General features: G+C 60.4%; 24 protein-coding genes, 3 tRNA genes and 1 rRNA gene. 11 read left to right on the top strand and 17 right to left on the bottom strand.

Features of this window, described 5'->3' with window-relative positions:
* Positions 1 to 31: 31 nt before the first annotated feature.
* The 7 genes from BUE38_RS06475 to BUE38_RS06445 form a co-directional block, all read right to left on the bottom strand.
* Positions 32 to 107 (bottom strand) — tRNA-Thr (locus BUE38_RS06475).
* Positions 108 to 177: 70 nt separating this feature from the next.
* Positions 178 to 252 (bottom strand) — tRNA-Gln (locus tag BUE38_RS06470).
* A gap of 7 nt (positions 253 to 259) precedes the next feature.
* A tRNA-Phe gene (locus tag BUE38_RS06465) sits at positions 260 to 335 on the bottom strand.
* Between the two features lie 93 nt (positions 336 to 428).
* Positions 429 to 701: an oxidative damage protection protein gene (locus BUE38_RS06460; RefSeq protein ID WP_073434236.1), complete on the bottom strand. Its 273-nt coding sequence runs from the start codon at positions 699 to 701 to the stop codon at positions 429 to 431.
* Positions 702 to 727: 26 nt separating this feature from the next.
* Entirely contained in the window at positions 728 to 1,816 is a 1,089-nt protein-coding gene (gene mutY, locus BUE38_RS06455) for an A/G-specific adenine glycosylase (RefSeq protein WP_073434235.1), read from the bottom strand.
* Positions 1,817 to 1,928: 112 nt separating this feature from the next.
* Entirely contained in the window at positions 1,929 to 4,259 is a 2,331-nt protein-coding gene (locus tag BUE38_RS06450; RefSeq protein ID WP_073434234.1) for an AsmA family protein, read from the bottom strand.
* Positions 4,256 to 4,708, bottom strand: coding sequence for an acetyl-CoA sensor PanZ family protein (locus BUE38_RS06445; RefSeq protein WP_073434233.1), 453 nt, complete (start codon positions 4,706 to 4,708; stop codon positions 4,256 to 4,258). The genes BUE38_RS06450 and BUE38_RS06445 overlap by 4 nt, the downstream gene beginning before the upstream one ends.
* Positions 4,709 to 4,936: 228 nt before the next feature.
* Here BUE38_RS06445 and hisB point away from each other — a divergent pair, with 228 nt between their 5' ends.
* The 5 genes from hisB (at position 4,937) to BUE38_RS06420 (ending at position 8,480) form a co-directional block, all read left to right on the top strand.
* The gene (gene hisB / locus BUE38_RS06440; RefSeq protein WP_073434232.1) at positions 4,937 to 5,530 is read left to right on the top strand and encodes an imidazoleglycerol-phosphate dehydratase HisB; all 594 of its coding nucleotides are present in this window, start codon (positions 4,937 to 4,939) and stop codon (positions 5,528 to 5,530) included.
* A 137-nt stretch (positions 5,531 to 5,667) separates the two neighbouring features.
* Entirely contained in the window at positions 5,668 to 6,306 is a 639-nt protein-coding gene (gene hisH / locus BUE38_RS06435; protein WP_073434231.1) for an imidazole glycerol phosphate synthase subunit HisH, read from the top strand.
* Positions 6,307 to 6,416: 110 nt separating this feature from the next.
* Entirely contained in the window at positions 6,417 to 7,160 is a 744-nt protein-coding gene (gene hisA, locus BUE38_RS06430) for a 1-(5-phosphoribosyl)-5-[(5-phosphoribosylamino)methylideneamino]imidazole-4-carboxamide isomerase (protein ID WP_073434230.1), read from the top strand.
* A gap of 13 nt (positions 7,161 to 7,173) precedes the next feature.
* Positions 7,174 to 7,947 carry an imidazole glycerol phosphate synthase subunit HisF gene (gene hisF, locus BUE38_RS06425; RefSeq protein WP_073434229.1) on the top strand — a complete coding sequence of 258 codons (774 nt, stop codon included), beginning with the start codon at positions 7,174 to 7,176 and terminating at the stop codon, positions 7,945 to 7,947.
* Positions 7,948 to 7,973: 26 nt separating this feature from the next.
* The gene (locus BUE38_RS06420; RefSeq protein WP_073434228.1) at positions 7,974 to 8,480 is read left to right on the top strand and encodes a hypothetical protein; all 507 of its coding nucleotides are present in this window, start codon (positions 7,974 to 7,976) and stop codon (positions 8,478 to 8,480) included.
* A 120-nt stretch (positions 8,481 to 8,600) separates the two neighbouring features.
* On the opposite strand, the gene BUE38_RS06415 is transcribed toward BUE38_RS06420, so the two are convergent.
* Both BUE38_RS06415 and BUE38_RS06410 read right to left on the bottom strand, forming a co-directional pair.
* Entirely contained in the window at positions 8,601 to 9,158 is a 558-nt protein-coding gene (locus BUE38_RS06415; protein WP_073434604.1) for a YjaG family protein, read from the bottom strand.
* Positions 9,159 to 9,315: 157 nt separating this feature from the next.
* The gene (locus tag BUE38_RS06410) at positions 9,316 to 9,609 is read right to left on the bottom strand and encodes an MGMT family protein (protein WP_073434227.1); all 294 of its coding nucleotides are present in this window, start codon (positions 9,607 to 9,609) and stop codon (positions 9,316 to 9,318) included.
* 89 nt (positions 9,610 to 9,698) lie between these two features.
* On the opposite strand from BUE38_RS06410, the gene BUE38_RS06405 reads away from it, so the two are divergent.
* Entirely contained in the window at positions 9,699 to 10,391 is a 693-nt protein-coding gene (locus tag BUE38_RS06405; protein WP_073434226.1) for a type 1 glutamine amidotransferase, read from the top strand.
* A 6-nt stretch (positions 10,392 to 10,397) separates the two neighbouring features.
* Here BUE38_RS06405 and mnmH read toward each other — a convergent pair whose 3' ends face one another.
* From mnmH to BUE38_RS06380, 5 genes are all read right to left on the bottom strand, one after another.
* Positions 10,398 to 11,495, bottom strand: coding sequence for a tRNA 2-selenouridine(34) synthase MnmH (gene mnmH, locus BUE38_RS06400; protein ID WP_073434225.1), 1,098 nt, complete (start codon positions 11,493 to 11,495; stop codon positions 10,398 to 10,400).
* Entirely contained in the window at positions 11,492 to 12,529 is a 1,038-nt protein-coding gene (gene selD / locus BUE38_RS06395) for a selenide, water dikinase SelD (RefSeq protein WP_073434224.1), read from the bottom strand. Before selD ends, mnmH begins: the two co-directional genes overlap by 4 nt.
* A 56-nt stretch (positions 12,530 to 12,585) precedes the next feature.
* Complete coding sequence (gene radA, locus BUE38_RS06390) at positions 12,586 to 13,956, bottom strand: DNA repair protein RadA (RefSeq protein ID WP_073434223.1); 1,371 nt, start codon at positions 13,954 to 13,956, stop codon at positions 12,586 to 12,588.
* 357 nt (positions 13,957 to 14,313) lie between these two features.
* Positions 14,314 to 14,769, bottom strand: a complete 456-nt coding sequence (locus BUE38_RS06385) for a copper resistance protein NlpE N-terminal domain-containing protein (protein ID WP_073434222.1) — start codon at positions 14,767 to 14,769, stop codon at positions 14,314 to 14,316.
* A 92-nt stretch (positions 14,770 to 14,861) separates the two neighbouring features.
* The gene (locus BUE38_RS06380) at positions 14,862 to 15,758 is read right to left on the bottom strand and encodes an AEC family transporter (RefSeq protein WP_073434221.1); all 897 of its coding nucleotides are present in this window, start codon (positions 15,756 to 15,758) and stop codon (positions 14,862 to 14,864) included.
* Positions 15,759 to 15,908: 150 nt separating this feature from the next.
* Here BUE38_RS06380 and hisC point away from each other — a divergent pair, with 150 nt between their 5' ends.
* The 3 genes from hisC (at position 15,909) to BUE38_RS06365 (ending at position 18,485) form a co-directional block, all read left to right on the top strand.
* Positions 15,909 to 16,964 (top strand): histidinol-phosphate transaminase, encoded by a 1,056-nt coding sequence (gene hisC, locus BUE38_RS06375; protein WP_073434220.1) that lies wholly within the window; start codon positions 15,909 to 15,911, stop codon positions 16,962 to 16,964.
* 59 nt (positions 16,965 to 17,023) lie between these two features.
* Positions 17,024 to 17,428 carry an SMU1112c/YaeR family gloxylase I-like metalloprotein gene (gene gloA2, locus BUE38_RS06370; protein WP_073434219.1) on the top strand — a complete coding sequence of 135 codons (405 nt, stop codon included), beginning with the start codon at positions 17,024 to 17,026 and terminating at the stop codon, positions 17,426 to 17,428.
* A gap of 70 nt (positions 17,429 to 17,498) precedes the next feature.
* Positions 17,499 to 18,485 carry a 2-hydroxyacid dehydrogenase gene (locus BUE38_RS06365; RefSeq protein WP_200802153.1) on the top strand — a complete coding sequence of 329 codons (987 nt, stop codon included), beginning with the start codon at positions 17,499 to 17,501 and terminating at the stop codon, positions 18,483 to 18,485.
* 7 nt (positions 18,486 to 18,492) lie between these two features.
* Here BUE38_RS06365 and BUE38_RS06360 read toward each other — a convergent pair whose 3' ends face one another.
* A complete protein-coding gene (locus tag BUE38_RS06360; RefSeq protein ID WP_073434218.1) occupies positions 18,493 to 19,203 on the bottom strand; it encodes an ArsR/SmtB family transcription factor in 711 nt (236 codons plus the stop codon).
* 79 nt (positions 19,204 to 19,282) lie between these two features.
* Between BUE38_RS06360 and BUE38_RS06355 the strand changes: the two genes are divergently transcribed.
* Both BUE38_RS06355 and BUE38_RS06350 read left to right on the top strand, forming a co-directional pair.
* Positions 19,283 to 20,446 (top strand): cytochrome P450, encoded by a 1,164-nt coding sequence (locus BUE38_RS06355; RefSeq protein WP_073434217.1) that lies wholly within the window; start codon positions 19,283 to 19,285, stop codon positions 20,444 to 20,446.
* Positions 20,443 to 20,796 (top strand): antibiotic biosynthesis monooxygenase family protein, encoded by a 354-nt coding sequence (locus BUE38_RS06350; protein WP_073434216.1) that lies wholly within the window; start codon positions 20,443 to 20,445, stop codon positions 20,794 to 20,796. Before BUE38_RS06355 ends, BUE38_RS06350 begins: the two co-directional genes overlap by 4 nt.
* Before the next feature lie 194 nt (positions 20,797 to 20,990).
* Here BUE38_RS06350 and BUE38_RS06345 read toward each other — a convergent pair whose 3' ends face one another.
* Together BUE38_RS06345 and rrf are read right to left on the bottom strand one after the other, a co-directional pair.
* Entirely contained in the window at positions 20,991 to 23,123 is a 2,133-nt protein-coding gene (locus BUE38_RS06345; protein WP_073434215.1) for a methyl-accepting chemotaxis protein, read from the bottom strand.
* A 601-nt stretch (positions 23,124 to 23,724) separates the two neighbouring features.
* Positions 23,725 to 23,814: ribosomal RNA gene (rrf, locus tag BUE38_RS06340) — 5S ribosomal RNA — on the bottom strand; the annotation flags it as partial.

The following is a 23,814-nucleotide window of genomic DNA, read 5'->3' as shown; positions in this document are numbered from 1 at the left end:
GCAAGCTTTTGATTTTCAACCATCCAGTAGATGGTGCCGACACCAGGAGTCGAACCCGGGACCTACTGATTACAAGTCAGTTGCTCTACCAACTGAGCTATGTCGGCTCTGACTAACTTCTAGATCACTTGCTGCATAGTGGCTGCTTGCGCAGCGCACTGAAAATAAGTGTTGGCGTGGCTGGGGTAGGAGGACTCGAACCTCCGAATGCCGATACCAAAAACCGGTGCCTTACCACTTGGCTATACCCCAGCAGAGTTGGTGGCCAGAGACGGAATCGAACCGCCGACACGGGGATTTTCAATCCCCTGCTCTACCAACTGAGCTATCTGGCCCCTTGCCAACGCGACGTATTAAACCGTAGAAACTATTTTCCGTCAACCCTTTTTCTTTCAAAAAGATGGCGCTGCAGTGACGACCTATCCCGGCTACTGATCGCGGGGTACATACCCTTCTGCCTGATCGGTGCTCTCATTGTCGAGGAACCGCTCCATCTGCTCCATCAGATACTCCCGAGATGCGGGATCGAGCATATTGAGGTGCTTCTCGTTGATCAGTCGGGTCTGCAGTGCCTGCCACTCCTCCCATGCCTGGCGAGACACCGTTGCCTGGATCTCCTGGCCCTTCTTGCCGGGCAGCGGCGGGAACGGCAAGGCATCCATGTCCTTCTGATACTTGCGGCAGAATACGGTCTGGCTCATTACAGCCTCCTCAGCGATTGATTGGGTCAGGGTCCGGCAGGCGGACTCAGAGTAAAGGGTGACAATGTCTGCAGCAGTTTCTTCACCGGCGCGGCCAGGCCGACGGAATCCGGTGTTTGCGGGTCATACCAGCGCCAGCCCTCGGATACGCTGTCCATGTGCTCGACGCTGGCCGGGACCGGTGTGATCTCGAGACGAAAGTGGCTGAAGACATGGGTGAAGCTGGTCTGGGGCGTACCGCGCTCGGCAGCCGGTGCATGCTCGTCCAGCCAGCGCCCCAGGTCCTGGTCATTGTCGAACTGAGGCAGGCTCCACAGTCCTCCCCAGAGTCCCGTGGATGGTCGCAGTTCAAGCAGGACACGTCCACCGGCATCGCGCAGCAACAACATGCGAGTCGTGCGCAGCGGTGTGGTCTTCTTTGGTTTGGACTCCGGAAAGCGGCGCTGCTCTCCGCTGGCATGGGCCAGGCAAACGTCATGAAACGGGCAGCGAGGGCAATCCGGCTGTCCACGGCGGCACAGCGTGGCACCCAGATCCATCATCGCCTGAGTAAAGTCGACCACCCGGTCATGTGGCGTGTAGTGCTCGGCCAGTTGCCAGAGTTCGCGTTCCACTGCCGGGCGTCCCGGCCAGCCTTCAACCGCCTGCAGGCGGGTCAGCACGCGCTTGACGTTGCCATCCAGGATCACGGCTCGCTGACCAGTGCTCTGGGCGATGATGGCGCCAGCCGTGGAGCGCCCGATGCCAGGAAGCTGCGCCATCGCCTCGAGGCTGTCGACGGGGAAGCGGCCATCATGCTCCGCCATGACCACCTGAGCAGCCTTATGCAGATTCCTCCCTCGGGCGTAGTAACCGAGCCCGGTCCACAAGTGCAGAACCTCATCCTGAGAGGCCTCTGCCAGGCTCGCCACATCGGGAAAACGCGCCATGAATCGCTCGAAGTAGGGAATCACGGTCGTCACCTGGGTCTGCTGCAGCATGATTTCCGAGACCCACACTCGGTAAGGGGTGCGATCCTGCTGCCAGGGAAGGTCATGACGACCATGCTGGTCATACCAGGTCAGCAGTCTACTGGCGAAGGTTTCTCGCTCCAGGACCGGCACAGCTGCTGTCATTGCGTCAGGGTCAAATTTCTTCATTATCAATTACTTATTGGCCAGATACCGAATGATGTGCATAAAAAAGCGCCGACACGGCGGTCGGCGCAGGGACTGGCTTACTTGATGCTCAGTTGAATAGACCACGGACAGCGTCACGAAGTTCCCTGCCGGCATCCTCTCCGATGTGATCGCCGAGATTCTCGAGTTCCTCGTCTACGCGTTCATCCAATTCCTCGCGCAGCTCATCGCGCGCTTCATCCTGCGCCAGCTCTCCCAGACTGCGGCTGAAGGCTCGCAAATCAAAGGAGCACCACTCACTGCTGTCGGACCCCAGAGTCCCCTCACAACGCGCCGGAAAGGCCACGCGCTGCAGACGCGGGTTGACCTTGCAGGCAGCGTCAGCGGTATCCAGGAAACGTGCCGCACCGGTGGCTTCGAAGGCCCGAGTCATCAACTCCAGATGCCCCTCACCGGTCATCTCGATCCCCGGCACGGTAATCAACAGATCTTCGTTGTGGGCCACACCATCACGGATCTCGAAGGTGCCGCTGACCTCTTCGAATCGGGTGTCCTCGGCCCAGTCACGGCTCATCTCCTCCTCCTCGAAACGAGCCACGACCGAACACAGTTGCTCGGAGATATTGTTGCCGGGAAGGCTACCGTCCTCGACCTCAGCATCGATGGTGCCATTGAGGTTGTTCAGTAGCGCCTCGCGATTATTGCCCTGCGAGGTCAACTGACCTTCGGCCTGGAGCGCACCAGCCATCGGGGCAGGGTCCTCTCCCAGCGAGACCAGCAGCGAGTCGAGGCGCACGTCCTGTACCTTAGGTGCCAGTTGCCATTCCAGTGGCGAGGTGCTGGCATCCAGCTGCCCGGTAGCCTGCAGCCGTCCTTCATGGAAGCCAGCATCGAAGCCGGTCAACTGATGCTTGCCGTTCTCGCCCTGCATGCCAAGGCTGACATCCTGGAAGTTCTGCCCCCCGATCGTCAGTTGGCTCAAGCTGAGCGCCACCGTCTCCTCAAGCTGGGCCAGCCAGCTGGCCGGAAGCAGGGCCGGTGCCTCTTCCTGAGCAACGGCAGCAGCGATACCCGGCAGTGACGCCGTGTTGTTCTCGACATCTTCTGGTGGCAGGTACTGGTCGAGGTTGAGCATATCACCCTCGAGATCGAGATCGACGCGGCTGCCATCGAAGCGCGCCCCGGCATTGCCGGTAAAGGTGCTGTCATCGAGCACCAGCGTCAGCCCCTCGAAACTGGCCTGCTCGAGATCCCCCTTGACCGGAGTGGTCAGAGAGACTTCGGACAACGAGTTCTCTTCGGCCATGGTCGGCAATGCACCCAGGCGGTCAAGCCAGGGCCGCAGCGACATGGGATCAAGGCGCATCTGGCCACTGTATTGCGGCGCTGTCGCCAGCTCGCGGAAGTTGAGGTTACCCTTGAGTGACAGGCTGTGCGGGCCAGTCAAGGCGATATCGCGCAGTTGTGCAGTACCGGCAGCCAGGTCCGACTCCAGCTCGAAATCCAGTGACAAAGGCAGTCGTTCATCGCCAAGGCGAGGGTCGATCAGGCTGACACCAAGAGTGCTGGGCGCCATGTGCAGACGCTGCTGGCCAAGATCCAGCACCATTTGATCACTGTTCAGCGTCGCTTGCTGACGTTCACTGGAGCCCGCCACCAGGGTATTGGTCTCGAGTGCCAGCTTGTTCAGCACATGGCGCTCATCCGCCAGACCCAGCTGTATTTCGCTGTTGAATTTGACATCGCTCTGCAGCGCGGTGATGCGATCACCTTCCAGTTGATCAAAACGCTTCAGGGAGAAGGTTGCGGACAGTGGGAAAGCGGTGGTCGGGTTGACGTTGCTGCCGGATACGGCAAGCGACTCGGCCAGCCACTCCTGTTCAGCCTGATGATCCAGCAGGCGCAGTGTGCCGTTGTCCACTGTGACATTGGCGATATTCAGCGCCACCGACAGTCCTCCGCCGTCATCCGGGTTGGGGCCGGCACTGGCGGGTGCCAACGCCTTCTCGGCGTCGGTTCCCTTGCCTTCGAGGCGCTCGATCAAGGCTTCCCAGTTGCCCTCACCTTGCTCATTGCGTACCAGGTTCAGCGACAGGCCATCCAGCGTCAGGCCATCGATGGCGATCTGCCCCTTGAGCAACGGCGCAAAAGCGAGACTGACCGAGGCGTGACCGAAGGATGCGAAGGGTACCGAGCCATCGGGTTGCTGCGGCAACCAGGCCTCGGCTTCGGCCACGCTGACCCCGATGCGCGGATAGAAGGACCAGGACAGGTCGCCGTCCAGCGCCAACTCGAGACCAGTATGTTCCTTGACCACTTCAACCAGCCTTGGCTTGAGATCCTCCGGGTTGAAGAAGGTGGTGACATAAACCACCGCCCCCACCATCACGAGGGCCAGCACACCAATTACAGCCAGCAAGGTTCTTACAAGACGTTTCATTGACCGCTGTCTCCTGTTGTCGACAGGTCGAGTTGGAAGTAGTCGCCATCACGGGTCAGACAATAGCCCAGTCGCTGCAGCAACACCTGATCCGCGAGTTCCAGCTGCGATGCCCGCACCCGCAGCTCCAGCCCGAGCTGACCGGCCTCGGCACTGACCAGCGCCAACAGGCGTGAGCCAACACCGCGCCGACGGGTAGTCTTGCGCACACACAGATCGAACAGGCGCCAGCCTTGTTCATCCGGTGATACTGCCACAGCACCGAGCAAACGGTCGTTGAATCGTGCCGCCCAGAAGAAGCCTTGACTGAGATGAGTCAGGATATAAGTGCCCGGCGGCGCCTTTATGCGCTCGTCGGGAGCATCGCCGTAGATGCGGGTCAGGTCGATACGCACCTGCTCATCGGCATCCCAGCGATCCTGATCAACACGATAGAGGGTTACCGGCATTGGCGCTCTCCCTGACGATTGCGGAATGATGTGACAGGCTACCGCCTGCCTCGAGAATCGTCGCGGTCCAGAACCGCATGAATGGCCGCATTGTAGCGAATGGGGGCGTCGATTCTCTATAATGGATGCCTTGCGTGTTTTACTCAGCCAATGACAACACAGACCTCAGGTCCCACGAACACAGACCCCCGGTCCCACTTCGACATGCGCCAAGGCGCAGGAGACGACATGTCCGAGCGTATTGCCACGGTCAGCCGTGACACCAGCGAGACCCAGATCACCGTCACCCTGAATCTCGACGGAGAAGGCCGCCTCAATGGCGAAACTGGCGTCCCCTTCCTCGATCATATGCTCGACCAGGTCGCTCGCCACGGCATGATCGACCTCGACCTCAAGGTCAACGGCGACCTTCACATCGACGACCACCACACTGTCGAGGACCTCGGTATCACACTTGGCCAGGCCTTCGACAAGGCCATCGGCGACAAGAGTGGTATCGTGCGTTACGGTCATGCCTACGTTCCGTTGGATGAGGCTCTGTCCCGCGTGGTCCTGGATTTTTCCGGGCGTCCGGGATTGTCGATGAATGTCGAGTTCACTCGTGCCACCATTGGTCGGTTTGACACTCAATTGTTCTGGGAATTCTTTCAGGGGTTCGTCAATCATGCTCGTGTGACCCTGCACATCGACAACCTCAAGGGATTCAATGCCCACCATCAGGCCGAGACCATCTTCAAGGCCTTTGGTCGCGCTCTGCGCATGGCCGCCGCCGAGGATCCGCGTATGGCCGGAAGGATGCCTTCCACCAAGGGTAGTCTGTAACGCCGGAGTCAGGCGCTTGCCACGCCATGAAGCCATTTTCCACGCCATGAGGCTATTTGCTACATCGTGAAACATGGTGCAGACATTTCCCTGCAGCGCATAGCCAACAGCGCTGCCCGAGATAGAAGGAGCATTCCATGACCATCGCCGTCATCGACTACGGGATGGGCAACCTGCATTCCGTGGCCAAGGCCCTCGAGCACGTGACCCATGAAAACGTGATGATCACCCGTGACGCTCGCTCGATTCTCGGAGCCACACGCCTGGTGCTGCCGGGACAGGGCGCCATGCGCGATTGCATGGGAGAGCTGGAGCGCACCGAACTGATCGGCCTGGTACGTGAGCTGCTTGATGAGCAGTCCAAGCCACTGCTCGGTATCTGTGTCGGCCAGCAGATGCTTCTGGATCGCAGCGACGAGAACGGTGGTATCGACTGCCTCGGTTTTCTGCCCGGCCAGGTCAAGCGCTTCCCCGCCGACATGCGCGACGGGGACGCTCGCCTGAAAGTACCGCACATGGGTTGGAACCTGGTCCATCAGCCCCAGTCTCACCCTCTGTGGGATGGGATCGATCAGGATGAGCACTTCTACTTCGTGCACAGCTATTACGTGGCCGCCGCGCAACAGGCTCATGTCTTTGGTACTACCGACTACGGCACAGTCAGCGCACATGTTGCCACGGGGCGTGAGGCAACCTTTGCCGTGCAGTTCCACCCCGAAAAGAGTTCCCGTGCCGGCCTGCGCCTGCTCGAGAACTTCGTACGCTGGACACCTTGAGCGGCCATGGGGTTGCCTGACAAGTCAGCGCCGCCATACAAGTTACACAACGATTATCATAATCAGGGCAATGTTCATCTTGAGCACGCCACTGAGCCCGAGGACACAACATGCTGGTAATTCCCGCCATCGATCTCAAGGACGGCAAGTGCGTCCGCCTCAAGCAAGGCCGCATGGATGACGCCACCACCTACGGTGATGACCCTGTCGCCATGGCCGCACGCTGGGTCGAGGCTGGCGCGCGACGCCTGCACCTGGTCGACCTGAACGGCGCCTTCGAGGGCCGTCCGATCAACGGTGAGGCAGTCACGGCCATCGCTCGTCAGTACCCTGACCTGCCGATCCAGATCGGTGGTGGCATCCGCAGTGCCGAAACCATCGAGCACTACCTCAAGGCCGGTGTTTCCCATGTAATCATCGGCACTCAGGCCGTCAAGGAGCCGCAATTCGTCACCGAGATGTGCCGCGCCTTTCCCGGACACGTGATTGTTGGTCTCGATGCGCACTCAGGTCGGGTGGCCACCGATGGCTGGGCCGAGGTGTCCGACCTGCTCGCAGTGGATCTGGCCAAGCGCTTTGCCGATGACGGGGTGTCCAGCATCGTCTACACCGATATCGCCCGTGACGGCATGATGAATGGCGTCAACGTCGAGGCCACCGCCGAGCTGGCCCGCGAAGGGGGCCTGCCGGTGATTGCCTCCGGTGGCGTCACCAACCTCGATGATCTGCGCGCCCTGGTGGCCGCCGGAGAACCGGGTATTCTCGGCGCCATTACCGGCCGCGCCATCTATGAAGGCAGTCTCGACGTGGCCGAAGCCCAGCGTCTGTGCGACGAGCTGACTCAACAGCAGTAACCCGGGGGATACCATGGCTCTATCCAAGCGCATCATCCCGTGCCTCGATGTCGACGCAGGTCGCGTCGTCAAGGGCGTGAATTTCGTCGGCATCCGTGATGCCGGTGATCCCGTCGAAATCGCCCAGCGCTATAACCTGCAGGGCGCTGACGAGATCACCTTCCTCGATATCACCGCCAGTCACGAGGATCGTGATACCACGGTGGAAATGGTCGAACGTATTGCCGGAGAGGTGTTCATTCCACTGACCGTCGGTGGCGGTATCCGCTGCTGTGATGACATTCGCACCATGCTCAATGCAGGCGCCGACAAGGTGTCGATCAATACCGCTGCGGTGACCAATCCTGACTTCGTGCGCGAAGCCGCCGAGCGCTTCGGCAGCCAGTGCATTGTGGTGGCCATCGACGCCAAGCAGGTCAGTCAGGAGGGTGAGACACCACGCTGGGAGATATTTACTCACGGCGGTCGTCGCGCCACCGGGCTGGACGCAGTGGAATGGGCATGCCGAATGGTCGACTACGGTGCCGGAGAGCTCTTGTTGACCAGCATGGACCGTGATGGCACCAAGTCGGGATTCGACCTCGGCGTCACTCGCGCCATCAGTGATGCCGTCAGCGTACCGGTGATCGCCTCGGGGGGCGTCGGCAACCTCGACCACCTGGTGGAAGGCATCACGGAGGGCCACGCCGATGCGGTACTGGCAGCCAGCATCTTCCACTTCGCTGAGTACACCATTCCGGAAGCCAAACGTTACATGGCTGAACGCGGTATCGAGATGCGCCTCTGACGGGCCGTCTCGCCAACAGGACATTTATGCCATTTCCCTGGAAAGCGACCATCTTCGCCATCGCTGCGCTGACAGGATTTCCTGTCAGCGCCGAGGAAGCCTCCTCATGGCCGCCGGCCGCAAAGCTTGATCATGTGCTGGTCCAGACCAGTCTCTACACCCGCCACTATGATCGCGACCCCGAACATACCAATCAGCAGAACCTGATCAGTGTCGAGTTCCACAATCCTCAACGCTGGCTGGCAGGGGCGGCATGGTTCAGGAACTCCTTCAATCAGCCCACTTGGTACTGGTACGCCGGTCGTGAGTTTCCGCTCTGGAAACCTACCGAGAACACCGTCGTCCGAGCCAAGCTGACCGGTGGTCTGCTGCGCGGGTACAAGGATGAGTATCGCGACAAGATTCCCTTCAACCACTCGGGAATCGCCCCGGCCGTTCTGCCCAGTATCGGCATGCAGTGGGGGCGCGTGGAATCGGACCTGATCCTGTTCGGTACCGCTGGATTGATGGTGACGGGAGGCGTGCGTTTCTAGCCATGACCTGTGCCTGCTCAAAACCGGGCCCTACCAGCCCGAACCTGCCAACAGCAGCTTCAGTGGTGGCGGCGGAGAGTAGGCACTCTCAAGACCCGATTCCCCACCACCACTGCCAGCTCAATCCAGCGTCAACCCGAGGTTACTGACGCCGCCGTTGCGGCCCAGCCTACGCAGTGCCTTGATATCGTCGCGCTCGAAATCCCCCTCGGCGCCTTCCAGCACGGCATCCTGGAAGTCATTTTCGTCTTCCATCAGCGGGTGCTGCTTGACCATTTTCGCCAGCACGGCGCCGTCTTCCTCTCCTTCAGTCAGCTCGATGAAGGCGCGGACCGCTGCCCGAGAGACTCGGCTGACTTCCAGTACGGCTTCCGGCGCATCGCCACGCAGAGTGTCGAGTATCGCCGAGATTGCCACCACCGCGTCCGTCGCCCGGCGCGCTCCGAAACTGTCGTCTTCTGCCGGAGGTTCCAGCTCGGCAAGCTTTTCCACCTGACGCTCGAAGTCGATCTTCGCGCCCTTCACCAGCAACTGCTCCCACACCAGATCGAGAATGGCCCGTATCCCGGCAGGATCGCCGTGCCCGGTGGTGTCGCTGTACAGCCCATAGTTGGGCAGCATGCGCTCGGTCAACGCCGCCATGAAGGCCTGCTGCCTTGGCACAGACAACGCCTGCATGCGTTCATGGAAACCGCGTTCGGGAAGGCCCTCGTCGTGCCTTTCATCAACACCGTGAGGCTCGGCCCCGGGCTTGGCTCTGGTCATGAAAAATCCTGTATTCAACGTATTCAACAAGGGAGAGAGAAAGGCAGGGAGCAGCAACATTCCCCAACCATCAGGGCCAGAAACGCTCCGCCGCGATACGGCCGCGCTGATCGAAGGCGATCCCTTCATCAATCAGCCGCCGGCGCTGCTCATCGGCCCCACCGTGATCGGCAAGCTTGCGCGATGCACTGACGACACGGAACCAGGGCAGCTCATGCCCCTCAGGCAGATCGCGCAGGGCCCGCGCCACCTGCCTGGCACTGGCGCCGTCGGTCATGGCGGCAATGCGACCATAACTGGTGACACGCCCTGCAGGAATCGCCGCAATGATGGTCAGGATCTGTTCTCGGACAAGCGTCTTCATGTACTCTTTTCGTATGCATTGTTCGCTAATGCAGCAATTTTTCTGGAGGCCGGTGACCTTCACCGCCTCACTCGATACGCGAGGCCCTCATGCATCTTCATCTGCTTCAGCATCAACCTCACCAGGGCCCTGCACGCATAGCTGACTGGCTGACCAGCATGGGTCACAGCTTCACCATATTCCACCTCTACGACGGCGAACTGGTCCCACGTTCCAGCGACTGCGATGCGCTGATCGTGCTCGATGACCATGAGGATAGCGATGATCGCAGCTGGTTGCGCGCTGAACGCAAGTTGATCGATCACTTGCTGGATGGTCGCAAGCCTGTGCTGGGCATCGGCGCTGGAGCACTGCGCATTGCCGAACTACTCGGCGCACCAGTCGGTCCGGGCACCACCGCTGAGGTAGGTTGGCAGCATATCCAGTTGGCCAGCAACAGTCCCTTTGATCTGCCCGATGACTTCACTGCCCTGCTCTGGCATCGCAACGTGTTCGGTCTGCCCGAGGACGCCTTGCCGCTGGGTGGCAGCGAAGCCAGTCCATTACTGGGCTTTGCCTGGGATGCCGGGCGCGTGGTCGGTCTGGCCTGCCAGCTGCACCACCATCACCAGAGTCTTGCCGATCAGGTTCAGGCCGTGCCAACGCCCCAGGGCAATGCCAGGGACGACTCGCGGGTGCAGTCACGCGAGGCCATCCTCGAACAGGCCCAGCATGTGGACGAACTCGCTCCGCTGCTCGATCGTGTGCTCAGCCAGTGGCTGCGTAGCCGGGATGCTGCCTGACAGACGTCAGGCAGCGCCCTGCTGCTCGCTCCATTGACGTGCGGCCTCTAGACAACTGTCCCAGTCACCGACATGCAGGAAGCGTCGCTCGGCGTGCTTCTCGAGCTGGTAGCGATACATGGGGTCGTAGTACTCGGTCAGCAACGGTCCCAGCCAGGCTTCGTGCGCCTGGCGATTGCCACGCTCGTGCTCTCGGAAGGCCAGTTGCTGAAGGCGCTGCAGGCGTGCCAACCGCTCACTACCGAGACGCTTGCGCAGGCGCGCCAGGGCACTGGTCAGTTGCTTGCGCATCAGGGACCAACCGAGCCAGTCACCGAACTGCTGTCGATAGATGGCCCAGAGGTCATCGATATAATCCTTGTGGATCTGCTGCAGGCGCCAGTCCAATGGCATTTCCACTCGGACCCGCGGTGCACGCTCCATCGCCCGCCAGAACTCCAGCGGCACATTGGCGCTGCCGATCTGACGGGATTCATCCTCGACCACCAGCGGCCCCGGCAACGACAGCAGGCGCAGTCCCATGTCGTGCTCGAAATCGATCTGCGACGGCGCCATCAGTGGGTGGCGACCGAATGCCGAGCCCTTGTGGCGGGCACAACCCTCGAGATCGAGGCCACCATCCAGGGCCTGCACCAGTGACGTCTTGGCGCAGCCGGTCAAGCCGCCCACGATCAGCAGCGGCTGGCTGGCCGCCTCATCGATACGCGCCAGCAGGCCCTGACGCATGGCCTTCCAACCGCCCTCGATGCGGGGGCGCTCAATACCGCTCTCCAGCAGCCATCGCTGAGCAATCTGTGAGCGCAAACCGCCGCGAAAGCAGTAGATGATCGCATCAGGAGTGGCATCCAGCTGTTGACGCCAGGCCTCGATCCGCGCCGCCTTGATCTCTCCGGAGACCAGCGACTCACCCAACTGGATCGCCGCCTGCTGGCCGTGCTCCTTGTAGGCAATGCCGACCTGACGACGCTCCTCGTTCTCCATCAGCGGCAGATTGATCGCCCCCGGCAGACTGCCCTGATCAAATTCCACCGGGGCACGGACATCAATCAGCGTACGCCCTTCACTCAATAACGAAAGATCCGGGGCAACCAGCGGCAGACTCATCCATGCACCTCGATGAGCGCCTCGCCGTCAGCCTTGATCACTTCACCGAAGGGGGCCAGCTCGATGCCATGCTCGCGCCCGACGCGCTCGACATCATCCTGCCAGGAAGGATGCACCGAAACCAGCAGACCACCGGACGTCTGTGGATCACACAGCCACTGCCAATGCACATCATCCATGTTCGGCAGTGTCGCTCCCAGTGCCTGACGATTGCGGCGCGAGCCGCCCGGTACTGCGCCCTGACGACGGTAGGCCTCGGCCTCGGCCAGCCGCGGCAGACGGCGGAAATCGATTCGCGCCGCCACCCCGCTGGCGGCACAGACCTCGCTGAGATGGCCGGCAAGGCCGAAGCCAGTGACATCGGTCATGGCATGTACACCTTCAACCCTGGCCAGTGCCGTGCCAATACGGTTGGAGACCAACATGGTCTCGCGCGCAAGCCCCTGATGGCCGGCCTCCAGCAGCCCCTGCTTCTCGGCAGTGGTCAGCATGCCAACACCCAGTGGCTTGGTCAGATACAACAGGTCACCCGGTTGAGCACCCTTGTTGAGCTTGAGGTGCTTGAGCTCGACCAGACCATTGACCGACAGCCCGAAGATCGGCTCAGGAGCATCAATGGAATGCCCTCCGGCCAGTGCCAGCCCCAGCTCACGGCAGACGGCCTGAGCTCCTGCCACCACATCACCGGCGATTTCGGGTCCCAGCTTGTCCAGTGGCCAGCCGAGAATGGCCAGTGCCATGACCGGATCGCCACCCATGGCATAGACATCGCTGATGGCGTTGGTCGCGGCGATACGCCCGAAATCGAAGGGATCATCGACAATCGGCATGAAGAAATCAGTGGTCGAGATCATGCCTCGACCATCGCCAAGATCGAATACCGCAGCATCCTCACGGCCCTGATTGCCCACGATCAAGCTGGAATGGCTGGCTCCGGGGCCGGCCTTGGCGAGAATGCTGTCGAGAACATCGGGAGCAATCTTGCAGCCACAGCCGGCGCCATGGCTGTACTGGGTCAGTCGGATGGCGCTCATCGAAATCTCCTTGAGGTAATTGCCGCTATTCTACACCAGCGCGATCTACCGGAGTCCTAGAGGACTTCCAGTGCATCCGCCAGCTTGTCCACCGGCACCACTTCCATGCCGTCGGGTGTGTTTCTGGGCACGTTGCCGCGTGGCACGATGGCTCGGGTAAAGCCATGTTTTGCCGCCTCGATGATGCGCTCCTGGCCGCTCGGCACCGGACGGATCTCACCGGATAGGCCGACCTCGCCGAATACCACCAGCTCGCGTGCCAGCGGACGACTCTGCAAGCTGGAAACAACCGCCAGCAATACCGCCAGATCGGCACTGGTCTCGAGCACCTTGACGCCGCCAACGACGTTCAGGAAGACATCCTGATCCCCGGTAAACAGCCCACCGTGACGGTGCAGAACGGCAAGCAGCATCGATAGCCGGTTGGCATCCAGTCCCACCGCCACCCTACGGGGGTTGCCCAGCGCCGACTCATCGAGCAGCGCCTGGACTTCCACCAGAATCGGCCGTGTGCCTTCCCAGACCACCATCACCAGACTGCCCGGCGCCTGTTCCTGTTGGCGCGACAGAAAGATGGCACTGGGGTTCTTCACTTCCTTCATGCCATGCTCGAGCATGGCGAAAACGCCCAGTTCATTGACGGCCCCGAAGCGGTTCTTCTGGCCACGCAGGGTACGAAAGCGCGAGTCGGCTCCCCCCTCGAGCAACAGCGAAGCGTCGATCATGTGCTCAAGTACCTTGGGGCCAGCGAGACTACCATCCTTGGTGACATGGCCGACCAACAACAACACCGTATTGCTCTGCTTGGCAAAGCGAGTCAACGCGGCCGCGGATTCACGCACCTGAGCCACACCACCGGGAGCCGAGGAGATGTCCTCCAGATGCATGGTCTGGATGGAGTCGATGACCAGGATCTCGGGGCGTTCACGCTCGGCGATGGCCAGAATCGTCTCGACACTGGTCTCGGCCAGCATCTTGAGCCCCTGGGTCGGTAGCTGCAGTCGATGGGCCCGCATCGCCACCTGAGACAGTGATTCCTCGCCGGTGACATACAACACCCGGCGTTGCTGAGCCAGCTTGCAGGCGGTCTGCAGCAACAGGGTCGACTTGCCGGCACCAGGATTCCCGCCGAGTAGAACCGCGGAACCGGGTACCAGGCCGCCGCCGAGCACACGGTCAAACTCGGCAAAGGTCGACGATAGACGTGGTACTTCAGCCAGGTCGACGCTGGCGAGGTCGATCACTTCACGCGACAGGCTACCGCTGTAGCCGCCACGCGCTGCCGCCGTGGCTGCGCCATGCGAGGCCCCCGACAACCGCACCTCGCTCAGGGTGTTCCACTCCTGGCAACTGGTGCACTGCCCCTGCCACTTGCGATATTCCGCACCGCACTCGGTACACACAAAGGCATTCCTGGCCTTGGCCATGGACACATTTCTCCCGGGCTGTTGAAGATGGTGATTCCACGGTGGGTCAAGGGCCAGCGGGAGGGTATTTCACCACTGGGGGATCATCCCGGTTTTCCCGCCTCACCGAATCGCCCCAAGCCTACACGCTCGACGGGCAGGCTCCAATGCAGCCCCCGGATAATGCCCACGAAGTTCCCAGCCAGGCCTTGTCTGTTCCCGGCCTGCGGTAGTCGCGGTATACACCCACCTCCCTGGGTCGGTGTTGATGGCGGAGCGCAAACAGCTGGAGCGCCTCAAGGATCGACACTCTCATCAATGAGGTCATACGAGAAAGGGCGGCCCGAAGGCCGCCCTGTTCGACTGCGCCAGAGAAAATTACTGCTGGCGAGTCAACTGCAACATGCTGTTGTTCTGGAAGCGACGACGCTGTGGGTCGATCAGTTCCAGAGTCTGCGGGTCGAGACGCAGGAAGTAGTAGGTCTGGCCTTCACCGTTCGGTGTCAGCTCATAAACCGTGGCACTGGGGTTATCCGCCGTGCCATTGAGCACTTCCCAATTACCGGAATAAGTTTCGGTGGGCGGGTTCTGCGGGTGATTGCGATAGGCCGCGGACAGATCGAAAGAACGATCGGTAGCAGCGCTCTGCTCTTCACCTTCCATGACAACAGTCAGATCGATTCCGTCACAGTTACGGCACGGCAGCGTTCCCTTGTAGGTCACGGCACTGGATTCCATGGCCTCACCAGTGCTGGCCGTATCGCTCGGGCCCGACGCACAACCGGCCAAAAGGGCAAGCATGGCCGATCCAGCCAGCAAAGTCCTGAGTTGCATAAGAGTCCTCCTAACCATTAAGCATGGAGCCGTGCATTACGGCAGCCTGGCGAACAGCATAACCTTCCTGTCGGCTCGCGCCCAGCCCCGTATCAACCAACTGACGGCATTACATGTGCAAAAACCAGCCCCAACACCACCGGCATGACCAATAGACTCCCCAGATTACCGATCAACACCAGCGACGCCACCGACTGCGGCTGTTGTCGATATTGCTCAGCCACCAGATAGTTGAGCACCGCCGGCGGCAGGGCCGCAAATACCCAGAGAGACGCCGCCTGGAGCCCCTGCAGATCAAACACTACAATCAGCGGCCAGGCCAGCACCAGTCCCGACAAGGGGCAGAGTACAGCGCCAAGCAACCCGGTTTTCCAGTCGCCGAAATCAATATCGAGCATCCTCACCCCAAGTGCAAACAACAGCAATGGGATACAGACGCCACCCAGCATATGCAGCGCCTCCAGCAACCAGGCCGGCAGCGGGATATTGCAGATGTTGACGATCAGACCTGCAAAGCTGGCCAGCATCATCGGCATGCGAAACAGTCGCCACAGCGGAGTATGCGGACTCAGCATCTTCACCCCCAGCGAGAAATGCAGCAGCATTTCGGCGATGAACAGCACAATGGCCGCCGGCAGCGCCTGCTCACCGAAAGCAAGGATCAACAGCGGGATGCCCATGTTGCCGGAGTTGTTGAACATCATCGGCGGCACAAAGGTCTTCGGCTCGAGCCTCAGCCACTTGACCACTGGCCACACCAGCAACCCCGACCCCAGCACAATGATCGCCCCCGACAACGCCAGCAAACCGTAGTCCGCCAACGGCGCCTCTCCATCGGCGAGCACCGCGAACACCAGCATGGGCACGAACAGTTCCATGTTGAGGGTGTTGAGACTACGGATATCCGGTCGGCGAAAATAGCCGTAAAGGGTACCAGCACCGGAGATCAGGAAAACCGGCAGCAGGGTGGCGAGAATCTTGGCGATCATCAAGCACTCACTATGCTATTCAGGGTTCAGGGGGTATTCAGGCCCGAGGATTCGGAGAGCCTAACATGCCGATGACTTGCGCCGCGCTGCTGCTCGCGTCACCATGCCGATAGACAGTCTTTCCCTCTATTCCCTTGCAAGCGAGTGCCCATGAGCAAGTTGTGGAGTCCCGCCGTACGGGAGCTGACGCCCTATGTACCAGGCGAGCAGCCTCGTGAGCGGCTGATCAAGCTGAACACCAACGAGAACCCCTATCCTCCCGCGCCTGGTGTCGAGAAGGTACTGCGTGAGTTCAGTGCCGACCATCTCCGTCTCTACCCCGACCCGACTTCCATGGCACTTCGCCAGACGCTTGCACAGACCCTGGGCACCAGCGCCGAGAACGTGTTTGTCGGCAATGGTTCCGATGAAGTTCTGGCGCTGGCCTTTCAGGCGTTCTTTCGTCAGCAGAAGCCGCTGGCAATTCCGGATATTTCCTACAGCTTCTATCCGGTCTACTGCCGCATGTACGGCATCGAAAGTCGGATCCATCCGCTCGATGAACACTGGCAGGTCGATCTCGACGCTCTGAGTGCGGACAGTGGAGGCGTAGTCTTTGCCAACCCCAATGCACCGACAGGCCTCGGGCATGGTCGCGAGGCCATTGCCGCCCTGCTCGACAAGGTGACTGACCGCGTAGTGCTGGTTGATGAAGCCTATGTCGACTTCGGTGGTGAAAGTGCCGTGCCACTGGTTGAGCACTATCCCAACCTGCTGGTCACCGGCACCTTCTCCAAGTCGCGTAGCCTGGCAGGGCTGCGTCTCGGCTATGCCGTTGGCTCTCCGGAGCTCATCGAAGGCATGGTCCGGGTCAAGGACTCATTCAACTCCTACCCCGTGGACGCTCTCGCCAGTGCCATCGGCATTGCCGCGCTGGAGGACAGCGACTACTTCGATGCCACCCGGGAAGCGGTGATGGCCACCCGCGAACGCGCTCGCCTACGGCTGACCGAGCTGGGCTTCAAGGTATTGCCATCCCAGACCAACTTCCTGCTCGCTACTCATCCCGAGCAGGATGTTGCCCAGCTGTTTGTCGACCTGCGGGAACGAGGAATTCTGGTGCGTCACTTCAATACCGAGGCATTACGTGACTACCTGCGCATCACCATCGGCACCGATGACGAGATGGATAGCCTGATCGAAGTACTGACAGAGCTGCTGCCCTGAGCGCGACTTCACCGCCGAGGGCTCTCGATGCCCTTGGCGGCAGAAACACTGGAGTAGATATGACCGCCCCCCTGCCCCTGTCCGGCGTCCATCATGTTGCCCTGATCACTGCCGACTATCCACGCGCTCGGCACTTCTATATCGATATTCTCGGCGCCCGTGTTCTCGGCGAGGTATACCGCGAGGAGCGCGACAGCTACAAACTCGACCTGGAACTGCCCGGAGGAATACAGCTGGAGCTGTTTTCCTTTCCTGCGCCGCCACCCCGCCCCAGCTACCCCGAGGCCTGTGGGTTACGCCACCTGGCCCTGGCGACCACACAACTGGATAGCTGCGTTGAGCAGTTGATATCACGCGGTGTCGAGCCGGAACCGATTCGCATCGACGAGTTCACTGGGGCCCGTTTCACCTTCTTCAGCGACCCGGATGGCACCCCCATCGAGCTCTACGAGACAGCCCCCTGACCCAGCTCATGGGCGGAGGGTCGGCCATGATCTACAGTGGATTTCTCAACCCAGTCACAGGGCAGCAGTCATGATCAAGGTGGGGTTCTTCAGTTCGCAGGAATACGAGCGCGCCTTCTTTCCCGGACAGGCTCGCGATGACGTCAGCATCACTCACTTCGAGCAGGCGCTGAACGCTCGAACCGTCACCCTGTGTCAGGGGCTGGATGCCGTCTGTGTTTTCGTCAACGATGAGCTCGACCGCACCGTGCTGGAGCGACTGTCGGTGGTCGGTGTACGTCTTGTGGCATTGCGTTGCGCAGGATTCAACAACGTCGATCTGAATGCCGCACGCCGCCTGGGCATTCAGGTCTGTCGCGTGCCATCCTACAGCCCTGAAGCAGTGGCCGAGCACTGTCTGGCCTTGATCCTTACTCTGAATCGCCGAACCCACAAGGCCTACAACCGCGTGCGTGAGGACAACTTCGATCTCAATGGTCTGCTGGGCTTCAACCTGCATGGCAAGACTGCCGGCATCGTGGGCTGTGGCCAGATAGGCCACGCCCTGGCCAGGATTCTCGCGGGTTTCGGCTGTCGGGTGCTGGTCAGCGATGCCCAGCCTCAGCAAGGAGACTTCGAGCAGGTCGAGTTATCTCGGCTGCTGGCGGAAAGCGATATCATCTCGCTGCACTGCCCGTTGAGCGATGACACCTTCCACCTGATCGGTGAAGCACAGTTCAAGCAGATGAAGGATGGCGCCATGCTGATCAACACCAGCCGCGGCGCCCTGATCGATACCCGTGCCTGCATCGACGCCCTCAAGAGCCGCAAACTCGGCTACCTGGGCCTGGATGTCTATGAGCAGGAATCCGACCTGTTCTTCCGCGACCTGCGCGACACCATTCAACTGGATGACGTCTTCGCCCGTCTGATCAGCTTCCCCAATGTGCTGGTCACTGGACATCAGGGTTTCTTCACCCGTGAGGCCCTGCAGGAAATCGCCAATACCACCCTCGATAGCCTGGAGGCCTTTGCCACAGGCAAGCCATTGGCTACCAGGGTAGCTCTGGATCAGTGATGCTGCGCTAGAGCGACTGCCACTGCTGTGTATCGCATCCCAGCCGGTGGGCGAAAGCCTGCCGTCCTTCTCGCGTGATGCTCAGTGCTCTCCCGTCGAGGTCACGCCTTACCCACTGACGCTCGATTGCCACGCCGAGGATCGCGGCTCCCAGGCCGCCACCCAGGTGCATGCGACGCATGCTCCAGTCCAGACAGGGGTACGCAAACCGCCGCCTGGCACTACGCAGAGCCTGAACATCGATACCCATCCCGCCCAGCCCCCTCTCGCCCGCCTCACTGAGGCAGTATTCCTTCCCCTTTAGCTCCCACCAGCCCAGACGTACACCGGCATCATGAATGTCCACGGCGACACGCCCGGCCATGTGGTCATAACAGGTGCGCGCCAACTGCAGACGCGATGGGGTATTGGGAGTAAACGGCGGACGCAGATCCTGACCGATGACCATCAGGCCTTCGAGGGCTTCAGCCACCCGGCGGTCAGCCAGTGAGTAGTAGCGATGCCGTCCCTGAGCATGCAGCTGCACCAGCGACAGTGACTTGAGCCTGGCCAGGTGAGCACTCGCCGTCGAAGGGCTGACTTCGGCTATCACCGCCAGTTCAGTACTGGTCCGGGCATGACCGTCCATCAACGCGCACAGCATTCTGGTTCGAGCCGGCTCGGCGATGGCCGCCGCCACTTTCGATACGCCGATATCCGCGGATTCCATTGCATCCATATTTCGCCTCACATCGAAGTGTGCAAGTCACAGACTGAGTATACCAGGAGCTACACCCTCCATCGTCAAGGATCCTCAGATGAACCCTCTGGACGCTCCAGCCCTTGCCAACCCCTACCCCTGGTACGCCAGGCTCCGACAACAGGGCGACCTGCTATACCACCAAGCCAGTCGTCACTGGGTCGCATCCACAGCACGCGCTGTGACCACCCTGCTCAACCATCCTGGATGCCGAGTTCGCCCGCTGGATTCCCCGGTCCCTCTCGCTCTTGGAGAGGGGCCAGCGGCAACGCTGTTCTCGCGCTTGATGCGCATGAACGAAGGCAACGCTCACCGCTGTCCAAGACAGATGCTGGCCGCGCCGATTCAGCGCTGTACGGCTGCAGATGTCAGTGAGGAGACTCATCGTGTCGCTACCCAGCTGATGACAGAAAGTCAGCCACTGGATGTGAATCACATCATGTTCCAGATACCGGTGACCGTCGTTGCTCGTCTGCTGGGGATCAGGCCGGACGAAGCCCGGCTTCTGCCACGGCTCACCGCAGACTTCAGCGCTGGTTTCAGCGCCGAGGTCGGGGAAGTGGAAACCCTGCATCGTGCTCATCTCGCCGCCGAGGAGCTGTTGCAGAGATTCGAGCACCACCTGAGCTCGCCTTATGGCCCGGCAGCCTACATTCAGCCCGCCACCAACGCAGAATTCGGCCCCGATAACCGAACCAGAACAGCAGCCAACCTGGCAGGATTACTGGTACAGACTTTCGAGGCTACCACCGGGCTGGTAGGTAATACATTGATAACTCTGGCCTCTCGACCGGCACTGATGCAGCGCGTGGTCCAGCGTCATGTGACATTGAGCGAAGTGATAGCGGAAGTCGTGCGCCATGACCCACCGATACAGCTCACTCGACGCTACATGGCCGAGGACAGTGATGTCCTGGGACAACAGCTGCCGGCCAACGCCAGCATCATCCTGCTGCTGGCCTCCGCCAATCGTGACAGTCAAGCCAATGAAGAAGGGGAGCGCTTCATACTCGAGCGCCCGAGTCGCCGTTGCTTCAGTTTCGGCGCAGGCTCCCACCACTGTCCTGGCGAAACACTCGCCACAACCATTGCGGGCACCACAGTGCAGCTACTGCTGCAGTCCGGTCAGGTGACTCCGGCGCAGCTACGCTGGCACTACAAGCCCTCACCCAACGCACGTATCCCGGTATTCGAACACCGCAACCAGACGGAGGCCACATGATTGCTGTCATCTTCGAGGCTCAACCTCATCAGCAACGTCGCCAGCAGTATTTCGACATTGCCGCTGAACTGAAACCACTGCTCAACGAAATTGACGGATTCATCTCGATAGAACGCTTCGAGAGCCTGACACACCCCGGCAAAGTGCTGTCACTATCGTTCTGGCGCGACGAACAGGCGATCGAACACTGGCGCCGGCTCGAGCAGCACCGCTCGGCGCAGCATCAAGGACGCCAGAATGTCTTCTCGAACTACCGGCTGAGGGTTGCTCAAGTGATCCGTGACTACGGGCTCGAACAGCGTGACGAGGCACCCGAGGATAGCCGACAGATACACAGGGAGACGAGTTGATGCACAGACAACAACCCCTTCACGACGAGCAGATCTCCTACAGTCATCTCGGATATCGCTGATGGTGCCAATCGAACCCTGGGGTTATCGTAGACCTGATGAGTCTCTGTTTACTTCCCCGGCCTGCGGCCGGGGATTTTTTTGTCTGCGCCAGGCTCGGATCAACGTCAGCAGTCCGACATCACCAGGCGCTGTCATGCCATGGACATCTCATGCCGCTCGGGCTCGTAATGAAAGCCCTGATACTGGCGCTCGCTGTCGCTGGTTTCGAGAGTGAAACCACCGACCAGGTGGGCGAGTCTATCCGCCGCCTGCTGAAGCTGTCTGGCAGCGGTAGTGGACTCTTCCACCAGAGAAGCATTCTGCTGGGTCACACGATCCAGCTCGGACACAGCGACGTTCATCTGGCCCATTCCGCCACGCTGCTCATCCGTTGCCACGGATATTTCACCAAGCAGATCAGACACTCTGGTGATACTTGTCACGATATCTCCCATGGTCTGTCCTGCCTGACTGACCTGCACCGCGCTCTCGTCGGTGCGGCTCTGTGCACTTTCGATCAATTCTCTGATCTGGTTGGCGGCTTCGATCGATCGACTGGCCAGTTGGCGCACTTCCGCGGCAACCACGGCGAAGCCACGCCCGTGCTCTCCTGCACGCGCCGCCTCGATGGATGCATTGAGTGACAGCAGATTGGTCTGGAAGGCGATGCCATCAATGACCGTGACGATCTCACTGACCTTCCTCGAGGCTTCGGTCAGTTCCTGAATGCTCTCCGTCACACGCCCCACCGACTGGCTCCCCTCATGGGCAATGGTCGTGGCTGACCGGGACAGGCTGCTGGCACTCTGTGTGGACTCCGCCGTGTGCTGAATGGTCTGGGTGATTTCTTCCATGGACACCGACGTCTGTTGCAGGCTCGCCGCAGCATTCTCGGTGCGCTGCGACAGGTCCTGGCCACCCATCGCTATCTCGGCTGCCGCTGTGCGCACTGACTCACTGTTGTCACGCACCTCTCGCAGAACCTCATTGATCTTGCTGACGAAGGAATTGAAGCCCCTTGCCAACTGGGCAGACTCATTGCGACCCACCACCGGCAGGCGCTGAGTCAGGTCACCGTCACCGGAAGCAATCTCCCGCATACGTTCGGCCAGATGGCGCAACGGCCTGGCGATGCTGCCACCCACCCACCAGCTCACCCACAGCCCCAACGCTGCAATGATGGAACCGACCATCAGCATGCCCCACAGGTCCTGTTGTCGTTGCGCATCCAACTCGCCCGCAAGCCTGTGCAACCCAGCCAGAACAGCGCTTTCTGGTAGTGAGATGGTCAGTACCCAGGGGTGTTGCTGCATGTCATCGCCAACGACAAAGGGATAGTAGAGCTGGAACGACTGCGTCGCTTCATCCAGGTGATAGCGGCTCTCACCTGACTGAGCAGCCAGAACCTGCTCACGCACCTCGTCGTCCAGAATGTTCGCGCTCAGTTTGCCCAGACTATCGGGATGCTCAGTGGATGCCACCACGACCCCATGGGATGCGATCAGTGTCATATCACCGATACCGTCGTACAGGCCAGCATTGCTCTTGCTCAGCACTCCCTGAAGAAAGTCGACCGTCAGATCCACTCCTGCGACTCCTCTGAACTCACCATCGACCAGGATCGGGGCATTGAAGGAGGTCACCAGCAGTTTCTCACCGTTATAGTCATAGATACTGGGATCAATGATGCACGCGGACAGGGTCTCACGTGAGCAGAGGTAATATTCTCCCTGACGCAGACCATTGCTGTTGATCTCGGCAGACTCGATGGTGTCACCCAGAGGCAGGATGTCGATGTTCCCGTCTGTTGTCCGGTACCACCAGGGAGTGAAGCGCCCGCTGGGGGCATACCCCTTTTCCGTTTGCCTGGCATAAAGCCGGTCCTGACCGAAGGCGTTGGGCTCCCAGCCAATATAGGCATCCAGCAGACTCGGATGACGAACAACGGTATCCCGTACCAGGTTGGATATCTCACCGCGGCTCAGCCCGAGGCGAACCCGTCCGTCTTCATCCTTCTGCCCAATCAAGGCATTGATGCTGGCCAGGTTACGAGCAATTGCCAGCGGCTCTTCCAGCAATTGGCGAATCTGCCGAACATTGGCCTCTGCCAGTGTCCTCAGCCTCTGCTCGGCCTCCTGCTGCAGAAGCTCCCCTGTATGATCGGCCACCAGTTGCTGTGAACGAGTCTCCGCCCAGGTGCTGTAGGCGACCAGAGCTCCCACCACCGAGAGGATACAAAAGCCAACCAACAACGCGACATAGGTACGCAATGACTTAAAGCGCATCTCCACCTCCATCATCCGCGACCGCTGCAGGGGAACGCTTGATATGGGGGATAGCCGACGAGAGAAACCGTACTTCTTGCCCTCCAATGGAGATAGAACAGCAAGATACTGCGAGAAACATGGTCATGGGCCTTGTTCCAGATCCGGGAAAATGGAGCGCAGGGCAAAAATGCACCCGCCTTCCATCTATCTATCGGCAGCAAGGTCCATGTCTTGATGTATTTGTGGTTCATTGATTGCAGGGCGGGCTTCGAGCTTCGAGCTTCGAGCTTCGAGCTTCGAGCTTCGAGCAGCATGGTGGCACGGCACTGCTCGCGGCCCGAGCGTAGCGTGCTCGTCGCTCGTGGCCTGCTCCAGAAGGCGAAAAACCCCGACCATCGCTCGATGACCGGGGTTCTTCTGAATAAATGCCTGACGCCTCGGCGCCCATGAATGGGCGCGAGCCGGTGCACGGACAAGTCCGTGCCCGTGACCACCTGGCAAGATATATCTTGCCCGGGCGCTGGTCACCCTACTCTCACATGGAAAGGCCAGGCCATCACCAGACACCGGACATGAAAAAACCCCGAGCCTTATGGCTCGGGGTTTTCTCGATGTAAATGCCTGACGATGACCTACTCTCACATGGGGAGACCCCACACTACCATCGGCGCTGAGCGGTTTCACTACTGAGTTCGGCAAGGGATCAGGT

The organism is Halomonas cupida, from assembly GCF_900142755.1.
Taxonomy (GTDB): Bacteria; Pseudomonadota; Gammaproteobacteria; order Pseudomonadales; family Halomonadaceae; genus Halomonas; species Halomonas cupida.
This window is presented reverse-complemented; position numbering and strand designations above follow the sequence as displayed.

Excerpts from the sequence above, each read along its gene's own strand:
- BUE38_RS06410 (WP_073434227.1), bottom strand. The coding sequence starts at position 9,609 with ATGAAGACGCTTGTCCGAGAACAGATCCTGACCATCATTGCGGCGATT.
- BUE38_RS06350 (WP_073434216.1), top strand. The coding sequence starts at position 20,443 with ATGATTGCTGTCATCTTCGAGGCTCAACCTCATCAGCAACGTCGCCAG.
- BUE38_RS06460 (WP_073434236.1), bottom strand. The coding sequence starts at position 701 with ATGAGCCAGACCGTATTCTGCCGCAAGTATCAGAAGGACATGGATGCC.
- hisF (WP_073434229.1), top strand. The coding sequence starts at position 7,174 with ATGGCTCTATCCAAGCGCATCATCCCGTGCCTCGATGTCGACGCAGGT.
- BUE38_RS06415 (WP_073434604.1), bottom strand. The coding sequence starts at position 9,158 with ATGCAGGCGTTGTCTGTGCCAAGGCAGCAGGCCTTCATGGCGGCGTTG.
- BUE38_RS06360 (WP_073434218.1), bottom strand. The coding sequence starts at position 19,203 with ATGGATGCAATGGAATCCGCGGATATCGGCGTATCGAAAGTGGCGGCG.
- BUE38_RS06355 (WP_073434217.1), top strand. The coding sequence starts at position 19,283 with ATGAACCCTCTGGACGCTCCAGCCCTTGCCAACCCCTACCCCTGGTAC.
- BUE38_RS06450 (WP_073434234.1), bottom strand. The coding sequence starts at position 4,259 with ATGAAACGTCTTGTAAGAACCTTGCTGGCTGTAATTGGTGTGCTGGCC.
- BUE38_RS06420 (WP_073434228.1), top strand. The coding sequence starts at position 7,974 with ATGCCATTTCCCTGGAAAGCGACCATCTTCGCCATCGCTGCGCTGACA.
- hisC (WP_073434220.1), top strand. The coding sequence starts at position 15,909 with ATGAGCAAGTTGTGGAGTCCCGCCGTACGGGAGCTGACGCCCTATGTA.
- BUE38_RS06345 (WP_073434215.1), bottom strand. The coding sequence starts at position 23,123 with ATGCGCTTTAAGTCATTGCGTACCTATGTCGCGTTGTTGGTTGGCTTT.
- BUE38_RS06405 (WP_073434226.1), top strand. The coding sequence starts at position 9,699 with ATGCATCTTCATCTGCTTCAGCATCAACCTCACCAGGGCCCTGCACGC.
- radA (WP_073434223.1), bottom strand. The coding sequence starts at position 13,956 with ATGGCCAAGGCCAGGAATGCCTTTGTGTGTACCGAGTGCGGTGCGGAA.
- hisH (WP_073434231.1), top strand. The coding sequence starts at position 5,668 with ATGACCATCGCCGTCATCGACTACGGGATGGGCAACCTGCATTCCGTG.
- hisB (WP_073434232.1), top strand. The coding sequence starts at position 4,937 with ATGTCCGAGCGTATTGCCACGGTCAGCCGTGACACCAGCGAGACCCAG.
- mnmH (WP_073434225.1), bottom strand. The coding sequence starts at position 11,495 with ATGAGTCTGCCGCTGGTTGCCCCGGATCTTTCGTTATTGAGTGAAGGG.
- selD (WP_073434224.1), bottom strand. The coding sequence starts at position 12,529 with ATGAGCGCCATCCGACTGACCCAGTACAGCCATGGCGCCGGCTGTGGC.
- BUE38_RS06385 (WP_073434222.1), bottom strand. The coding sequence starts at position 14,769 with ATGCAACTCAGGACTTTGCTGGCTGGATCGGCCATGCTTGCCCTTTTG.
- BUE38_RS06445 (WP_073434233.1), bottom strand. The coding sequence starts at position 4,708 with ATGCCGGTAACCCTCTATCGTGTTGATCAGGATCGCTGGGATGCCGAT.
- BUE38_RS06365 (WP_200802153.1), top strand. The coding sequence starts at position 17,499 with ATGATCAAGGTGGGGTTCTTCAGTTCGCAGGAATACGAGCGCGCCTTC.
- mutY (WP_073434235.1), bottom strand. The coding sequence starts at position 1,816 with ATGACAGCAGCTGTGCCGGTCCTGGAGCGAGAAACCTTCGCCAGTAGA.
- hisA (WP_073434230.1), top strand. The coding sequence starts at position 6,417 with ATGCTGGTAATTCCCGCCATCGATCTCAAGGACGGCAAGTGCGTCCGC.
- gloA2 (WP_073434219.1), top strand. The coding sequence starts at position 17,024 with ATGACCGCCCCCCTGCCCCTGTCCGGCGTCCATCATGTTGCCCTGATC.
- BUE38_RS06380 (WP_073434221.1), bottom strand. The coding sequence starts at position 15,758 with ATGATCGCCAAGATTCTCGCCACCCTGCTGCCGGTTTTCCTGATCTCC.